Annotated in this window: 17 protein-coding genes and 1 pseudogene; 11 read left to right on the top strand and 7 right to left on the bottom strand. The window is 73.0% G+C overall.

The window, feature by feature from the left end; genetic code table 11:
* Positions 1-14: 14 nt before the first annotated feature.
* Positions 15-633, bottom strand: a pseudogene (locus TAE01_RS15215) (LysE family transporter).
* A 130-nt stretch (positions 634-763) separates the two neighbouring features.
* On the opposite strand from TAE01_RS15215, the gene TAE01_RS15210 reads away from it, so the two are divergent.
* From TAE01_RS15210 to TAE01_RS15185, 6 genes are read left to right on the top strand one after another with little or no spacing between them, the layout of a single operon-like run.
* Positions 764-1,432 carry a histidine phosphatase family protein gene (locus TAE01_RS15210; RefSeq protein WP_147067661.1) on the top strand — a complete coding sequence of 223 codons (669 nt, stop codon included), beginning with the start codon at positions 764-766 and terminating at the stop codon, positions 1,430-1,432.
* Positions 1,432-2,046 carry a TlpA family protein disulfide reductase gene (locus TAE01_RS15205; protein WP_147067660.1) on the top strand — a complete coding sequence of 205 codons (615 nt, stop codon included), beginning with the start codon at positions 1,432-1,434 and terminating at the stop codon, positions 2,044-2,046. The genes TAE01_RS15210 and TAE01_RS15205 overlap by 1 nt, the downstream gene beginning before the upstream one ends.
* A 5-nt stretch (positions 2,047-2,051) precedes the next feature.
* Complete coding sequence (locus TAE01_RS15200) at positions 2,052-2,795, top strand: cytochrome c biogenesis CcdA family protein (RefSeq protein WP_147067659.1); 744 nt, start codon at positions 2,052-2,054, stop codon at positions 2,793-2,795.
* 1 nt (position 2,796) lies between these two features.
* On the top strand, positions 2,797-4,500 hold the full coding sequence (resB, locus tag TAE01_RS15195; RefSeq protein WP_147067658.1) for a cytochrome c biogenesis protein ResB: 1,704 nt from the start codon (positions 2,797-2,799) through the stop codon (positions 4,498-4,500).
* A complete protein-coding gene (gene ccsB, locus TAE01_RS15190) occupies positions 4,497-5,495 on the top strand; it encodes a c-type cytochrome biogenesis protein CcsB (RefSeq protein ID WP_147067657.1) in 999 nt (332 codons plus the stop codon). Before resB ends, ccsB begins: the two co-directional genes overlap by 4 nt.
* Positions 5,496-5,507: 12 nt before the next feature.
* A complete protein-coding gene (locus tag TAE01_RS15185) occupies positions 5,508-5,825 on the top strand; it encodes a DUF4229 domain-containing protein (protein WP_147067656.1) in 318 nt (105 codons plus the stop codon).
* 97 nt (positions 5,826-5,922) lie between these two features.
* Here TAE01_RS15185 and TAE01_RS15180 read toward each other — a convergent pair whose 3' ends face one another.
* The 5 genes from TAE01_RS15180 to TAE01_RS15160 all read right to left on the bottom strand — a co-directional run bounded on the left by TAE01_RS15180 (position 5,923) and on the right by TAE01_RS15160 (position 11,336).
* Positions 5,923-7,149: a flavin-containing monooxygenase gene (locus TAE01_RS15180; protein ID WP_147067655.1), complete on the bottom strand. Its 1,227-nt coding sequence runs from the start codon at positions 7,147-7,149 to the stop codon at positions 5,923-5,925.
* Between the two features lie 102 nt (positions 7,150-7,251).
* On the bottom strand, positions 7,252-8,127 hold the full coding sequence (locus tag TAE01_RS15175) for a 1,4-dihydroxy-2-naphthoate polyprenyltransferase (RefSeq protein ID WP_147067654.1): 876 nt from the start codon (positions 8,125-8,127) through the stop codon (positions 7,252-7,254).
* A gap of 20 nt (positions 8,128-8,147) precedes the next feature.
* Positions 8,148-8,423 (bottom strand): PLD nuclease N-terminal domain-containing protein, encoded by a 276-nt coding sequence (locus TAE01_RS15170; RefSeq protein WP_147067653.1) that lies wholly within the window; start codon positions 8,421-8,423, stop codon positions 8,148-8,150.
* Positions 8,424-8,469: 46 nt separating this feature from the next.
* Positions 8,470-9,654, bottom strand: a complete 1,185-nt coding sequence (gene menE / locus TAE01_RS15165; protein WP_147067652.1) for an o-succinylbenzoate--CoA ligase — start codon at positions 9,652-9,654, stop codon at positions 8,470-8,472.
* Positions 9,654-11,336 (bottom strand): MFS transporter, encoded by a 1,683-nt coding sequence (locus TAE01_RS15160; protein ID WP_147067651.1) that lies wholly within the window; start codon positions 11,334-11,336, stop codon positions 9,654-9,656. The genes menE and TAE01_RS15160 overlap by 1 nt, the downstream gene beginning before the upstream one ends.
* A 163-nt stretch (positions 11,337-11,499) precedes the next feature.
* On the opposite strand from TAE01_RS15160, the gene TAE01_RS15155 reads away from it, so the two are divergent.
* Complete coding sequence (locus TAE01_RS15155; protein ID WP_246111382.1) at positions 11,500-12,474, top strand: alpha/beta hydrolase; 975 nt, start codon at positions 11,500-11,502, stop codon at positions 12,472-12,474.
* A 4-nt stretch (positions 12,475-12,478) separates the two neighbouring features.
* On the opposite strand, the gene TAE01_RS15150 is transcribed toward TAE01_RS15155, so the two are convergent.
* Complete coding sequence (locus TAE01_RS15150) at positions 12,479-13,438, bottom strand: 1,4-dihydroxy-2-naphthoyl-CoA synthase (RefSeq protein WP_147067649.1); 960 nt, start codon at positions 13,436-13,438, stop codon at positions 12,479-12,481.
* 35 nt (positions 13,439-13,473) lie between these two features.
* Between TAE01_RS15150 and TAE01_RS15145 the strand changes: the two genes are divergently transcribed.
* The 4 genes from TAE01_RS15145 (at position 13,474) to TAE01_RS15130 (ending at position 16,180) form a co-directional block, all read left to right on the top strand.
* On the top strand, positions 13,474-13,989 hold the full coding sequence (locus TAE01_RS15145; protein ID WP_147067648.1) for an NUDIX hydrolase: 516 nt from the start codon (positions 13,474-13,476) through the stop codon (positions 13,987-13,989).
* 135 nt (positions 13,990-14,124) lie between these two features.
* Positions 14,125-14,382 (top strand): hypothetical protein, encoded by a 258-nt coding sequence (locus tag TAE01_RS15140; RefSeq protein ID WP_222594144.1) that lies wholly within the window; start codon positions 14,125-14,127, stop codon positions 14,380-14,382.
* Between the two features lie 23 nt (positions 14,383-14,405).
* Positions 14,406-15,410 (top strand): o-succinylbenzoate synthase, encoded by a 1,005-nt coding sequence (locus TAE01_RS15135; RefSeq protein ID WP_147067646.1) that lies wholly within the window; start codon positions 14,406-14,408, stop codon positions 15,408-15,410.
* A gap of 47 nt (positions 15,411-15,457) precedes the next feature.
* Entirely contained in the window at positions 15,458-16,180 is a 723-nt protein-coding gene (locus TAE01_RS15130) for a 3-keto-5-aminohexanoate cleavage protein (RefSeq protein WP_246111380.1), read from the top strand.
* Positions 16,181-16,182 lie beyond the last annotated feature (2 nt).

The raw sequence follows: 16,182 nt of genomic DNA, 5'->3' as shown, positions 1-16,182 counted from the left end.
CCTCGCCGCCGGACCTAGTGGACGGCGGCGAGGAGCACGCCGACACCGACGAAGAGGCCGCCGAAGACGCGGTTCAGGGTGCGCTGTCCCGACTCTCGCCGGGTCAGGCGCCCGAGCCCGCGTGCCGCCGCGGCGAAGACGAACCACATGACGACGACGTCGACGGTGACGATCGTCGCGGCGAGCACGGCGTACTGGGGGACCAGCGGCCGCTCCGGCCGGACGAACTGCGGGACGAACGCCAGGAAGAAGACGACCGCCTTTGGGGTTCGTGAGGTTGACGAGCAGGCCACGACGGAACATCGAGGTCGCGGCCTCCCGGCTCGTCCCGTCGACCGGTGCCGCGGCGGCGCGCGCCCGGAACAGGCGCACGCCGAGGTAGACGAGGTAGGCGGCGCCTGCATACCGGATCACGGAGAAGAGCACGGGAGAGCCGGCCACGAGCACGCCGACGCCCGCGGCGACGACGGCCAGGTGGACCAGCAGCGCCACCTGCTGGCCGAGGATGCCCCAGATCGAGCGGGACCAGCCGGACCCGAGCGAGTTGGTCATCGTGTTGACGGCCCCTGCGCCCGGGGTCAGGGAGATGAGGGTGGCCGCCGCGACGAGCGTCAGCCAGAGAGACCACGACACGTCCCGGAGTCTAGGTCGGGCAGCCCCGGTGGCAGGAGCTGCTTCCACGGACGTCGGCGCACGTCACAGGGCGTGCACAGGCTCGGAGGCGGATTCGGTCCTGAGCACGACGTTTGAGAGACTGTCGACCATGGGTCAGAGCGCGAGCGGGTCGGCGGCGGCGGTCGGCGACCTCACGGTCGTGCACCTCATGCGACACGGCGAGGTCCACAACCCCGACGGCGTGCTCTACGGCCGCCTCGACGGCTTCCACCTCTCCGAGCTCGGCCAGCAGATGGCGCGCGTCCTCGCGGCCCACCTCGAGACCAACGACATCACGCACGTCGTCGCGTCGCCGCTCGAGCGGGCCCAGGAGACGGCTGCGCCCATCGCCGCCGACCACGACGTGCAGATCGCCACCGACGTGCGGGTCATCGAGTCCGAGAACGAGTTCGAGGGGCGGACCGTCGGGCTGACCGACCTGCTGCACCCGCGCAACTGGCACCTGTTCACCGACATCACGAAGCCGTCCTGGGGCGAGCCCTACGAGGAGATCGCCACCCGCATGCTCGCGGCCATCGCCGACGCGCGCGACGCCGCGCGCGGGCACGAGGCCGTGCTCGTGAGTCATCAGCTCCCCGTCTGGACCGCCCGCAACAAGCTCGAGGGGCGGCGCCTGTGGCACGACCCGCGCAAGCGTCAGTGCACCCTCGCCTCCCTCACCTCCCTGACGTACCACGGCGACGAGCTCGCCTCCATCACGTACTCCGAGCCGGCCGCGGAGCTGCTCGCGAGGGCGAGCAGGAGCGTGGGCGCCTGATGGACCACCTCGATCGACGGACCGCACTGCGGTGGGGTGCCGTCGCCATGGCCGGAGGCCTCGTGACCTTCGCCGCCGCGTGCTCATCGGATCCGAACTCCGTTGCGGACCAAGCCCGTTCGGGTGATCGCAAGGGCTACGTGGCCGGTGACGGCTCCATCGAGCAGCTCGCCGTCAGCGACCGTGGCGACCCGGTCACGCTCGAGGGCACGACGCTCGAGGGCCAGCCATGGAGCAGCGCCGACCGCGCCGGCACGGTCCTCGTCGTCAACGTGTGGGGCTCGTGGTGCCCGCCGTGCATCAAGGAGACACCGGACCTGCAGAAGGCGTGGGAGACGGTCCAGGCCACGGGCAAGAAGATCGAGTTCATCGGGCTCGACAAGCTCGAGGGTCCCGAGACCGGCCTCGCCTTCCAGCGGGCCAACAAGGTCACCTACCCCTCTCTCGCCTACGACGGCGGCGTCCCGATCCTGTCGCTGCAGGGCAAGGCCTCGGCCACGCCGACGACCCTCGTGCTCGACGGCCGGGCCCGCATCGCGGCCCGCGTCTCCGGCCCGGTCTCCACGACGACGCTGCTCGGCCTCGTCGACGACGTGCTCGCCGAGAAGGCCTGAGCCCCGTGTCCACCGAGCTCGCGTCCGGGTCGCTCCTCGCGGCATCGCTCGTCGCCCTCGTGGCCGGGTTCGTCTCGTTCGCCTCACCGTGCGTGCTGCCGCTCGTCCCCGGCTTCCTCGGCTACGTCACGGGCCTGTCCGACGTGTCGCTCGAGAAGCGGTCCCGCGGGCGCCTCGTGCTCGGGGCGCTCCTCTTCGTCCTGGGGTTCACCGTCGTCTTCCTCGTCGCAGCGGCCGCGGTCTCGGCCGTCGGCCTCGCGTTCCGCGAGCACCAGAGCCTGCTGCTGCGCCTCGGCGGAGCGGTCGTCCTCGTCATGGGACTGCTGTTCCTCGGGGTCGGACGGTCGTATGCCGTCCCCGTCAGCTGGCGACCGCGCGCCGGTCTCGCGGGGGCGCCGCTGCTCGGTGCCGCCTTCGCCGTCGGCTGGTCGCCGTGCATGGGTCCCACGCTCGGGGCCATCCAGGCCATGGCCGCCCCGATCTCGGCCCAGTCCGGCTCGATCGGTCGAGGCCTCGCGCTCGCCGGCATCTACTCCATCGGCCTCGGCCTGCCCTTCATCGTCATGGCCGCCCTGTGGGAGCGCGCCGGCACCGCCAGCGACTGGCTGCGCCGCCACCGCCGGGCGCTGCAGAACGTCGGCGGCCTGCTCCTCGTCGTCGTGGGGCTGCTCATGCTGACCGGGGTCTGGGAGGACGTCATCGTCTGGCTCCAGGTGCGCCTCGTCAACGGCTTCCAGGTGGCGATCTGACATGAGCACCGACACCGACCCGACCACGGCGCAGGACCCGGCGGCCGCCCAGGACAGCCAGCGCATCCGCACGGGGATGCGGCCCGACCGTCAGGAGCCGACGCTGCCCACGCTCGGCGCCGTCGGGATGCTGCGCTGGGGCTGGCGCCAGCTGACGAGCATGCGCACCGCGCTCTTCCTGCTCCTGCTCCTGTCGATCGCGGCCGTGCCGGGCTCGATCTTCCCGCAGCGCAACATCGACGCCGGCCGCGTCGCCGACTACATCGCGCAGCACCAGACGAGCGCCCCGTGGCTCGACCGGCTCGGCTTCTTCGACGTCTACGCGTCGCCGTGGTTCTCGGCCATCTACCTGTTGCTCTTCGTCTCGCTCGTCGGCTGCATCGCGCCGCGCACCAAGGTGCACCTGTCGGCGCTGCGGTCGACCCCACCGCGGGCGCCCGCCCGGCTCCAGCGGCTCGACGAGCACGCGGAGCTCACGACCACCCTGACGCCGGACGAGGCGCTCGAGGCGGCGCGAAAGGTCCTCAAGGGCAAGCGTTTCCGCGTCCACTCGCACGACGGCACCAGCGTCTCGGCCGAGTCCGGCTACCTCCGCGAGACCGGCAACCTGCTCTTCCACCTGGCCCTGACCGGGATCATCATCGGCATGGCCGTCGGGCACCTGCTCGGGTGGCGCGGCGACATCATCCTGGCCGAGGGTGACAAGTTCGCGTCGTCGGCCGGCACGTACAACACGATCTCGCCCGGCCCGTGGGTCGACTCCGAGACCCTGCCCCCGTTCGTCCTGTCGCTCGACAAGCTGCACGTCGAGTTCAACGACACCCCCGGCCGCTCCTTCGGCACGCCCCGGCTCTTCGACGCCCAGACGACGCTGCAGAGCTCCCCGGGAGCACCCAAGAGCAGCGAGAACGTCTCGGTCAACCACCCGATCAGCGTGGACGGCGCCGACATCTTTCTGCTCGGCAACGGCTACACGCCCGTCATCACGGTGCGCGACGCGAAGGGCCAGGTGCTCTACCGCGAGGCCACGCCGTTCCTCCCGCAGGACCCGAACTACCGGTCCGTCGGCGTCATCAAGGTGCCCTCGGCGTCGCCCAAGCAGCTCGGGTTCACCGGCTTCTTCCTGCCGACCGCCGAGCCGAGCTTCACCAACGGCCCGATGTCGCTCTTCCCGGACGCGAACAACCCCGAGATCGCCATGTCGCTGTGGGAGGGCAACCTCTTCCCGGGCGGTGCGCCGCAGTCGGTCTACACGCTCAACACCGAGGAGATGAAGCAGGTGCTGCAGCCCAACGGCTCGCCGGCCCTGTTCCGTCTCAAGCCCGGCGAGACCAAGCAGCTGCCCGGCGGGCGCGGGTCGATCACCTTCGACAGCGTCAAGCGCTTCGCGGGCCTGTCGGTGCGCACCGACCCCGGCGCCCCGATCAGCCTCGTCAGCGCCACGCTCGCCACCCTCGGCCTCATCCTCGGCCTCACCATCAAGCGGCGCCGCGTCTTCGTGCGCGTGCGGCCCGCCCCGGCGGGCGCCGGCGGCGACCGACCCGAGGGCACCCTTGACAGCCCTCCCGGCGCCGACGGGCGACCGGCTACCGTGGTCACCATCGGTGGCCTCTCGAAGGACTCCGACCCCGGGCTCGCCGCGATCGTCTCCGCGATCACGACCGGCGTGCACGACCGCCTTGCAGAACGGACCGATCGCTCGTGAACCTCGCAGCCAACGCCAACGCCGCGCTCTACGCGGCGATGATCGTCTACACGCTCGCCATGCTCGCCTTCACGTGGCACCTGGCGGCACGTGCGCCCAAGGTGGCCGACTCGAAGGTCGCCGAGGTGCCCGCCACGGAGCGCGAGAGCGTCCTCGTCGGCGCCGGGGCGCCCACGACGAGCGAGCGCCGTCCGGCCACGCCGTACGCAGCCGGCCCCGGCTTCGAGGAGAGCCTCAAGAGCCGCCAGCGCGGCAGCATCGCCCTGATGCTGACCTACCTCGCGTCGGCCCTGCTCGTCTCGTCGGTGCTCATGCGCGGCCTCGCCGTGGGTCGCCCGCCGTGGGGCAACATGTTCGAGTTCGCGACGGCTGCCGCTGCCGCCGTCGGCGCCGCCTACAGCGTGCTCGCCAAGCGCAACAACTGGCAGTGGCTCGGCGTCTTCATCGTCACGCCGATCCTGCTCGTGCTGGGTCTGGCCCTCACCGTCCTCTACACCGAGGCCGGGGAGCTCATGCCGGCCCTGAAGTCCTACTGGCTCGGCATCCACGTGACCGTCGCCTTCCTCGCCGTCGCGTTCTTCACGCTCGGGTGCGCGGTCGGCCTGCTCTACCTCGTGCGCCTGCGCCGCGAGGAGAAGCCGCCGGCCAAGCCCAACTTCATCGAGTCGCTCCCGAGTGCGCAGTCGCTCGAGCGTACGGCCTACAGCCTCAACATGGTGGCCTTCATCCTCTGGACGTTCACCCTCATCGCGGGCGCCATCTGGGCCAAGCAGGCCTGGGGCTCCTACTGGCAGTGGGACCCCAAGGAGGTCTGGACGTTCGTCATCTGGACGGTCTACGCCGCCTACATGCACAGCCGTGCGACGGCCGGGGTCGACCACCGCAAGTCGATGTACATCGCGCTCGTCGGCTACGTGTCGGTGATCGTCAACTTCACGCTGGTCAACCTCGTGTCGACCTTCGTGGGCATGCACAACTACTCCGGTATGGGCTGACGGTGAGCTGAGATGGTCCGCTACTCCCTCCTGCGCATCCTGATCTTCTTCGGGTTCCTCTTCCTCTTCTGGCTCATCGGGCTGCGCAACAACCCGGTGCTCCTTCTCGGGGCGTCGGCGATCGCGTCCGCGGCGGCCTCCTACCTGCTGCTGCGCGGCATGCGCGACGAGATCACGGCCAGGCTCGTCGACCGCCACGAGGCCAAGCTCGTGGCCAGGCACGAGGTCGACCCGACGAGCGACGAGTTCGCCGAGGACGCCGAGGACGAGCGCCCGCTGCGCGACTCGACGGGTGCAGCCGCCGAGAAGCCACGCAACGCCGACCTCTGAGACCGGCCTCCCTCCCCTCGAGCGACCGCACCGCTCTCTCCCTCGCCCACGCACTCGCTGCTGTGCCCGTGGTGGTACGCGCGGTGGCACGCGTGGGTCAGGTGGGCAGGGCCAGGCGGACGGCGACACGGGTTGCCGTCGCCGTGGCGTCGTCCCCGACTCCGAACAGCAGGGACGATCGGCGCCGGCGCAGGAAGTGGACGCCGACGAAGTGCAGGTCGGGTGCCACGACGCTCTCACCGTCGACGTGCACCGGGAAGCCCTGGTCGTCGACGAGCCCGGGCACGTCGATCCACTCGGTGTAGCGCGACCGGAAGCCCGTCGCCACGACCACGGCCCCGAAGCCGCGAAGGTCCAGCTCCGTCGGCGCCGTCGTGTCGAGCGGCCTCGGCTCCGGGATGTCGGGCACCGGCATCCCGCCGTCCCGGCACACGCCCACCACGGTGTCGCGCACGAACCGAAAGCCCGCGTCACCGGCCGCGATGACCTCCGCGAGGTCCGGGGCGAACCTGGCGGTGTGTCCGTCGACCTCGAGCAGGTGTCCCATGAGCCGCACCCCGAGTGCCGCCAGCGTGCGGTAGTGCAGGTCGTGACCACCTCCGCCACCGCTCGCCTGGACGTTCGCGCCGTGCCGCGCCGCCGGCGTGGCCAGCTGGTCGGGAGTCTGCTCGTAGAACGGGGAGTCCATGAGCCACTCGAAGAGGTCGCGACCACCGACGCGTCGGAGGAACCACGGCGCCCGTCCGCAGGCCATGACGACGTCGCGGCCGCTGACGGCGAGCTCCTCGGCGATCTGGCACGCGCTCTGGCCACTGCCCACGACGAGTACCGGGCCGTCGGGGAGGCCGGCGGGGTTGCGGTAGCCGAGCACGTCGACGCACGGCACGTCGGGCGCGAGCCCCCGGACCGCGGCGGGTCGCAGCGGGCGCTGGTAGGCGCCGGTCGCGACGACGACGACCCGGCTGCGGATCGTGTCCCCGTCGGTGCGCAGCTCGTAGCCTCCGTGCTCGCGGGGCCAGAGCCCGTGCACGGGCATTCCCGAGCGCACGCGTCCCAGCCGGCCGGCATACGCCCTCAGGTGGTCGGCGACCTCGGTGCGCGACATGAACCCGTCGGGGTCGTCACCGGCGTAGGCGGCCCCGGGCAGGCGCACGGTGTGGTTCGGCCCGACGAGCGTGAAGCTGTCCCACCGGCCCAGCCACGACGATCCGGGCTCGCTCGCCTCGAGCACGACGTGCTCGATCCCACGCAGGCCGAGCTCGTGGCTGGTGGCCAGACCGGCCTGGCCGGCCCCCACCACGACGACGTCGATCTCTTCGGGCACGACCCCACGGTGTCACCCGTGCGGCACCCCCGTCAGCCGAACTGCGCGCTCCGAGCTGCGCGCCGCCGTCGGGCCTGCCGCGCGCGGACCGGCCGGGCGGACTCAGGCGCGGCCGAGCGCCAGACCGACGGCCAGCAGCAGTGACCACGCGAGCTGGAACTGCCCGGTGCCGGCCAGGGCGGGGATGAGGCCGCGCCCCGAGGCGCGCCCGACGACCGCCTGCATCGGCCTGATGACGAGGGGTGTCGCCAGGAGCGCGAGCAGGGCCCAGGGCGAGGTGAGCGAGGCCAGCCCCGTCATGACGAACGCCACCGCGACGAGCACGACGTAGAAGGTCCGCGTGCCCGACTCGCCCATCCGGACCGCGAGGGTGCGCTTGCCGTGCTCGCGGTCGGTCGGGATGTCGCGCAGGTTGTTGGCCACGAGGATCGCCGAGGCCAGGGCGCCGACGCCGATGGCGCCCCACCAGCCGGCGGCGGTCGGTGGCGTCATGGTCGCCATGGTGCCGAGCGTCGCGACGAGCCCGAAGAAGACGAAGACGAAGACCTCGCCGAGGCCGAGGTAGCCGTAGGGCCTAGTGCCCCCGGTGTAGTACCAGGCCGCGACGATCGCGGCGGCGCCGATGGGGATCATCACCCAGAGGCCCGAGAGGGCGACGAGCGCGAGTCCCATGAGCCCGGCGAAGAAGAAGCACGCGAAGGCCGCGATCTTGACCGAGCGCGGGGCCGCGAGCCGCTGGCCCACGAGCCGCACCGGCCCGACGCGCACCTCGTCGGTGCCCCGGATGCCGTCGGAGTAGTCGTTGGCGAAGTTGACCCCGACCTGCAGGGCCAGGGCGACGACGAGGGCGAGGACGGCATACGCCCAGACGACGTGGCCCGTCTGGTAGGCGGCACCGGTGCCGACGAGGATGGGGGAGACGGCGGCGGGCAGCGTGCGGGGGCGGGCGCCCTCGATCCACTGGGACAAGGTGGCCATGAGGTTCTGGGGGCGTCCTTCTACAGCTTGCGGAGGAAGTCGGGGTCGTCGTCGGGGCCGAGCGGGCCCCGCGGTCCGGGGGGTCTGCGGGCGGGACCGCGCGAGGCGGGTCCGCCGCGCGAGCTCGCCCGGCCGGCCAGGAGCCAGCCGACGGGCCCCAGCACGGGGACGAGCACCCCGATGAGCCAGACGGGCTTGGGCATGGTGCGCACCACCCGGCGGTCGGTCTGCACGCAGTCGACGAAGGCGTAGATCGAGGCGAACACGACGAGGGCGACGAGCACGACGCGGAGCACGACGACCTCCTTCGAGAGGGTGGGAACACCCTTATCTTGCCACCGCTCAGGCGAGGTCCTGCACGGTGCGGCGGATCGCGGCCCGATCGGGTTTGCCGGGGCCGCGCTGCGGGATCGAGGGGAGCACGACGACCCGGCGCGGCAGGGCTGCGTCGGGGAGTATGCCGCGCAGCCGCTCCCGGACCTCGCGCGTCGTCAGGTGGCCGGTCGGGTCGACGAGCGTCACTGCGGCACAGACCGACTCGCCCCACTCGGGGTCGCGGAGACCGAGCACGACGACGTCGAGCACGTCGTGGAGGTGCCGGGTCATGGCGTCCTCGACGACGCCGGGGTTGATCTTGAGGCCGCCCGTGTTGATGACGTCGTCGGCGCGCCCGTCGATGACGAGCAGGCCGTCGTCGTCGAAGTGACCGAGGTCGTCGGTGCGGAACCACCGCACGCCGTCGGGGTCGACGGCGAAGGCGTCGCGGCTGAGCCCCGGCTCGCCGAGGTAGCCGTGCGCGACGGTGTCGCCGCCGAGGACGACGTGCCGGTCGTTGTCGACGTGGACGCGGCTGACGGGCAGGGGGATGCCGTCGTAGACGCAGCCGCCGGCCGTCTCGCTCATGCCGTAGGTCAGGCTGAGGACGACGCCGAGGCCCCGGGCCCGTTCGACGAGGGCGGCGGGTGTCGCGGCCCCGCCGACGAGCACGCCGTCGAAGTCGCGCAGGGCGGCCACCCCCGCCGGGTCGTCGACGAGGCGGGAGAGCTGCGTGGGGACGAGGGCGGTGTAGCGACGGGCCGCCGAGGCCGTCGGGCGCACCCGGGCCGCCGCGGCCGTGAACCCCTCGACGGTGAAGCCGTCGCGCAGGTCGAGGACGGCAGGCGTGACCCCCGAGGCCACCGACCGGAGCAGCACCTGCAGCCCGGCGATGTGGTGGGCCGGCATGGCGAGCAGCCAGGCGCCGCTGCCGCCGAGGACCTGGTGGGTGGCCCAGGCCGAGCGCTCGAGGGCGTCTCCCGTGAGCAGCGCGCGCTTGGGGAGGCCCGTCGATCCGGACGTGCCGACGGCGACGGCGAGGCCGTCGGGGAGCCCGGCCGGGTCGTGGGAGGGCACGGACGGCGTGGCGTCGGTGGCGGCATACGGCAGCACGGGTGACCGGCCCGTGAGGGCGGCCTCGAGGTCGGGCAGCACGTCGAGGACGGCCGGGCCCGCGGGGATCGCCAGTGGGCGGGGGGACGGCGCAGCCATCAGGCGGGTCTCGCTCTCGGTCGTGCGGTCGGGGTGGCGCGTCGGCGCTGACGGACCGCCATGGCGACGGTCCAGACGAGCACGACGGCGCAGACGGGGAACCCGACGTGGGGGTCGAGGGGGAGCACGATGCCGAGCGCCCCGCCGACGACCCACAGCACCTGGAGCATCGTCTCGGACCACGCGAAGACCGACGTGCGGACGTTCTCGGGGACCTCGCGCTGCACGAGGGCGTCGAAGCACAGCTTGGACAGCTGGGCCGACAGGCCCTGGACGAAGCCGAGCAGGGCGAGGGTCCACACGCCGTACCAGATCCCCGTCGCGATGCAGCAGGCCGTCGCGGCGAGCACCGACAGCATGGCGATGCGCTCAGGGCGCTGGTCGTGCACGACGTTGCCGACGACGCTGCCGAGGCCGTTGCCGATGCCGATGGCCACGGCGATGATCGCCAGGACCACCTCGCCGCGGATGCCGTCGATGGGGTGCTCCTTGGCGAGGAACGCCATGAAGAGGATGAGGAACCCGGTCAGCACGCGCGTGCCGCCGGTCGACCACATCGCGTGCATGACGGGCCACGGGATCGCCTGCTTGCGCCGTCGGAACCGACCCAGCGGGCCGAGCGAGTCGACGGTGAGCGCGTCGCCGTCCGAGGGCGTATGCCGTCCCGCGGGCGAGCCGGACCATCCGCGACGGGTGCCGCGGAGCGAGCTCGCGGGCTGCGGGCTGCCGGTGCCACCGCGCGGGTCGGTGCTGCGCAGGGGGATGGGAGCCGTGTCCTCGATGGAGACCTCACCGAGGGAGGAGTCGACGCGCGCCGGCAGGCGGATGGCCTGGACGGTGCCGACGACGAAGACGACGAAGGCCAGCCGGAGCGCCCACGCCGAACCGGCGACCATCGCGGCCCCGCCGAGCGCCCCTCCGGCGACGGCCCCGACGACACCGGCCATCGACACGCGCGAGTTCGCCTTGACGAGGGTGGTCCCCGGCGGCAGGAGTCGAGGCACGGCGGCGGCGCGGGTGATCGTGTAGGCGCGGGAGGCGACGAGGCAGCCCAGTGCCGCGGGGAAGAGCCAGCTGCTGTCGGTGGTGATGGCCTCGCCGAGGACCCAGCAGAGGAAGGCACGCAGGGCGAGCGTCGTGCCGATGGCCCAGCGGCGTCCGTGCGAGAAGCGGTCGAGCAGCGGCCCGATGAGGGGCGCGACGAGGACGAACGGGACCATCGTCAGCAGCAGGAACGTCGCGACGTCGCTCCGGGCCTGGGCGGTCTGCGGGTTGAAAAAGAGCGTGCCGGCCAGGGCGAGCGTCATGATCGTGTCGCCGGCGGTGTGGCTGGCGTGCAGCTCGGTCATGCGAGCCAGCCCGGTCTCACCGGCACCGCCCGAGTGCGTGTAGGCGTGGGCCTTCCCGGCGGCGAAGCGGCCGGATCGCGCGGTCAGACGAGCCGTCCCGGAGGCGGCGCGACCGAGCCCGCGGCCGACGGCGCGGGTGGCGTTGGCCGCGGTGGTGCGCCGCGGCTGGCGGAAGTCGGCCGGTCGTCCGCCCTCGGGGACGTCGCCGCCCCCGGACGCCCCGGCACCGTCACGCCCACCAGCCTCGGGTCGGGCGCCCGTGCGAGACCCGCCCGGTGCGGATCCGGGCGCGCGCCGGCCAGCGTCGGCGCGGCGGTCGTCGCTCGGTTCCACCCCAACATCCTGCCCTGTCCGGGAGGACGTCGTGCGACCGACACCGACCTGGGGGTGCGGCTCGGGCAGGCACCGGGCGCGAGGACTGTCCGCGTCGTGGATTCGGACCCGTCCGGGGCCCCGTGGCCCCGGCCGGCGTGGTTACGCTCGAGAGGTGACGAGCATGCCGTACGAGGAGGTGCTCGACCCCGGGCCGGCGCTCGGTCGACGCCGGCGGCCTCGCCTGTCCGTCGCGCTGGGGATCCTCTGGCTCGTCGTGCCGCTCGTCCTCTTCGTGCTCGACCGGTCCGTCCTGCTCGCCGGCAACCCGGCCCAGGTCATCGCCCTCGCGGCCTGCGGGCTCATCGGGGTCGTGCTCCTCGCCCGGGACCGGTCCGAGGCCGACGGTGTCCGCCCCGAGCACGGGCGGCCGTGGCGACGGGCCGTCGGGCGCACCCTCGGGGTCCTCGTGACGCTCGTCGTGCTCGGCGCGCTCGTCTGGCTCCGCCCGTTCGCGGCGACGCCGGAGGCGGTGGCGGCCATGTCGGACAGCGCACAGGTGCGCATCACCGACGCGCCCGCGCACATCGTCATCACGCCGACGAGCGGCACCCCGACCCGGGGCCTGATCTTCCAGCCCGGTGCCCGGGTCGACCCGCGCGCCTACGTGCCGATGCTCGCGGAGGTGAGCAGGCAGGGCGTGCTCGTCGTCGTGGTCAAGCAGCCCTTCGGCATCGGGTTCCTCGCCATGACCGCCCCGGACACGTTCATCGAGCGGCATCCCGAGGTAACGTCCTGGGCGGTCGGCGGGCACAGCCTCGGCGGTGTCGTCGCCACGACCTACGCCCACGACCACCCCGGGACGGTCAAGGGCCTGCTGCTCTGGGCGTCCTATCCCGTCGGCTCGCTCGCCGGCCGCACGGACCTCTCCGTCGCGTCCGTGAGCGGCAGCCGCGACGGGTTCACGACCCCCGCCGACGTCGAGGCGAGCCGGTCCCTGCTGCCCGGCGACACGGCATACACCCGCGTCGAGGGAGCGGTGCACTCCTTCTTCGGGGACTACGGCGACCAGCCCGGCGACGGCACCCCGACGGTCGACCGGGTGACCGCGCAGCGGCAGATCGTCGACGCGACGGTCGCGCTGATGGACTCGCTCTGACGGGTCAGAAGTACCAGGGGAACGGCGACCAGTCGGGCTCGCGCTTCTCGAGGAACTGGTCGCGGCCCTCGACGGCCTCGTCGGTCATGTAGGCCAGGCGCGTCGCCTCGCCGGCGAAGACCTGCTGGCCCATGAGCCCGTCGTCGGTGAGGTTGAAGGCGAACTTCAGCATGCGCTGCGCCTGCGGGCTCTTGCCCATGATCTCCGTCGCGACCTGCAGGGCCTCGGTCTCGAGGTCGGCGTGGTCGGCCACGATGTTGACGGCGCCCATCCGCTGCATGTCCTCGGCGGAGTAGGTGCGGCCGAGGAAGAAGATCTCGCGCGCGAACTTCTGGCCGACCATCTTGGCGAGGTAGGCGCTGCCGTAGCCCGCGTCGAAGCTGCCCACGTCGGCGTCGGTCTGCTTGAAGCGGGCGTGCTCGCGGCTCGCGATCGTCAGGTCGCAGACGACGTGCAGCGAGTGGCCGCCGCCGGCCGCCCACCCCGAGACGACGGCGATGACGACCTTGGGCATGGTGCGGATCAGGCGTTGCACCTCGAGGATGTGCAGGCGCCCGCCCTGGGCCCGGGTGCGCGCGGCGTCGACCGTGTCGGCCGTCTCGCCCTCGGCGTACTGGTAGCCCGAGCGGCCGCGGATGCGCTGGTCGCCGCCGGAGCAGAAGGCCCACTTGCCGTCCTTGGGGCTCGGGCCGTTGCCGGTGAGCAGGACGACGCCGACGTCGGGGGTCATGCGGGCGTGGTCGAGCGCGCGGTAGAGCTCGTCGACGGTGTGCGGCCGGAAGGCGTTGAGCACCTCGGGCCGGTCGAAGGCGATGCGCACGACGCCCGACTCGGCGTGCGGGCGACCGGCGACCGGACGTCGGCGGTGGTAGGTGATGTCGGTGAGGTCGAAGCCCTCGACGGGCGCCCACTCGCTCGGGTCGAAGATCTCGGACACGGCGCTCTCGTTCGGCTCGCTGCTCACGCAACGACCCTATCGGCGGCGTTAGGGTCGGCCGTATGCCCATCCCTCCCTACGTCGCCCACCTGCGCACCATGGTCGGACGCGAGCTGCTCTGGCTCCCCGGGGTCACGGCCGTCGTGCTCCGGACGGTCGAGGAGGGCGCCGACGAGGTGCTCCTCGTCAAGCGGTCCGACAACGGGGACTGGACGCCCGTGACCGGCATCGTCGACCCGGGCGAGGAGCCGCACGTCACGGCCGTCCGGGAGGTGGAGGAGGAGGCCTGTGTCGTCGCCGAGGTCGAGCGCCTCGTCTGGGTGTCGGCGAGCGGCGTCGTGACCCACGAGAACGGTGACCTGGGGCAGTACCTCGACCACACCTTCCGGTGCCGGTGGGTGTCGGGGGAGCCGGAGCCCGGTGACGACGAGTCGACCGATGCGGGCTGGTTCGCGCTCGACGCCCTTCCGCCGATGCGCCAGGTCTTCCTCGACCGCATCGCCCTCGCCGTCGACAACTCGACGGACGTCCGACTCGGCAGCCTCTCGCCGTCGCACGAGGGCCCCGTCGCGACCTGAGGGTGACATCTGTCAGGGGCAGGTGCTGACAGAGGGACCGGAGCGCCGGGCCCTCGCGGTCCTACCGTCGAGGGAGACGGGGCCGACCGGGCCCCGAGGACGGAGGAGACCGACGGGTTCTCGCCACGCAACCTCATGGTCGCCGGAGTGGTGCTCATCGCCGTCGCGCTCGGGTCGTCGGGCCACGGCTTCTGGTGGCTCTTCGGCCTCTTCTGGATGCTGCCGCACGTCGCCGGGCGCTCCCACGGCTGCGTCGGCCGGGCCGGTGGCACGAGTCGCCGCGGACGGCTCCACGACGAGACGGCCCCGTCGGCGCGGCCCGTCCAGTCACCGTCGTTCCCGTCCCAACCCGACCCGACGCGTGACCGGCACGAGGCCTTCCCCTCCCGTTGAGCGCCGTCGGTGATGATGGGGGCATGACGACGCTGCCCCCGGTCGACGAGCTGCTCGCGCGCGCCCACGTCGTCGCGCTGCCGATGCGTGTCCGCTTCCGCGGCGTCGAGGTGCGCGAGGCCCTGCTCCTCGAGGGCCCGTCGGGCTGGGGGGAGTTCAGTCCCTTCGTCGAGTACGCCGACGCTGAGTCGGCGCGCTGGCTCGCCGCCGGCCTCGAGGCTGCGTATGCCGTGTGGCCCGCCGCCGCGCGTGACGCCGTGCCCGTCAACGCGACCGTCCCGGCCGTCGGGCCGGAGCGCGTGCCGGAGGTCCTCGCCCGGTTCGACGGCTGCACGACGGCGAAGGTCAAGGTGGCCGAGCGGGGGCAGTCCCTCGCCGAGGACGTCGACCGCGTCGCCGCCGTGCGTTCGGCGATGGGGCCGGGCGCCCGCATCCGGGTCGACGCCAACGGTGGCTGGGACGTCGAGACCGCCACCGAGGCGCTGGAGCGGCTCACGGCATACGACCTCGAGTACGCCGAGCAGCCGTGCGCCAAGGTCGAGGAGCTCGTGGCTCTGCGGACAGCCTTGGCGCGCAAGGGGATCGACGTGCCCATCGCGGCCGACGAGTCGATCCGCAAGGCAGAGGACCCGATCCGGGTGGCGCGGCTCGGCGCGGCAGACGTCGTCGTGGTCAAGGTGGCTCCGCTCGGTGGCGTGGCCTCGGCGCTGGAGATCGTCGAGGCCTGCGGCCTCCCGGCCGTCGTGTCGTCGGCGCTCGACACGAGTGTCGGCATCGCCGCCGGCGTGGCTCTGGCCGCGGCCCTCCCGACGCTCGATCACGCCTGCGGGCTCGGCACCGTGGGCCTCTTCGAGCGCGACGTCTCGGCCACGGCGTGGCGCCCCGCCGGTGGGCTGCTGACGACCGGCAGGGCCGTGCCCGACCCGGAGGCGCTCCTCGACCTCGCGGCCCCGACCGATCGGCAGCGGTGGTGGCGCGAGCGGCTCGTGCGCTGCCACGCCGTGCTCGCCGACGGGGGTGTCCGGTGATCAAGGCGTGCCTCAACGGCGACCGCACCCGCCGGCAGCACCCCTCCGTGCCCCGGACACCCGCCGAGCTGGCCCGGTCCGCCGCCGACGCGGTGTCGGCCGGCGCGTTCATGGTCCACGTCCATCCGCGAGACGAGACCGGCCGGGAGACCCTGGAGACGCGGCACGTCGTCGATGCCGTCGTCGCGATCCGGGCGCTGACGCCCGGGCTGCGCGTCAGCGTCTCGACGCGCGACGGCATCGTGGGCAGCGCGCGGGACAAGCTCGACCTCGTGTCGCGGTGGCCGACGCCGGCCACCGGAGGCCCCGACTGTGCGAGCGTCAACTGGCACGAGGACGGTTCCGAAGAGGTCGCAGCGGCTTTGTGTGACAGGGGAATCGGTGTCGAGGCCGGCATCTGGACACCCGAGGCCGCCGCCCGGTTCGCCGGGAGCGGCTGGCCGGGACGGGTCGAGCGGGTGCTCGTCGAGCTCATCGCCGGCGCCACCCCTGGTCCCGGCGGGCCCGGTGCGGCCGCTCTCGTCCTCGCCGCCCTGAACGGCCCGGGGGCGATTCCCGAGCCCGTCGTCGTGCACGGCGAGGAGGCGTGGGCGTGGCCGGTGCTGGGCTGGGCCGCGGCGGCCGGACACGACCTGCGCATCGGGTTGGAGGACACGTGCCTGCTGCCCGACGGGCGCGAGGCCCGCGACAACGCCGAGCTCGTCGGGGCCGCGGCTGCCCTGGCCGCGCGGCAAGGGGCCGGCTGGGCGGGCGACGCCTCCGAGACCTGAGC

The organism is Terrabacter aerolatus, assembly GCF_007991735.1.
GTDB lineage: Bacteria > Actinomycetota > Actinomycetes > Actinomycetales > Dermatophilaceae > Terrabacter > Terrabacter aerolatus.
The sequence above is the reverse complement of the archived record's forward strand: the minus strand, read 5'-3'. Positions and strand labels throughout refer to the sequence as shown.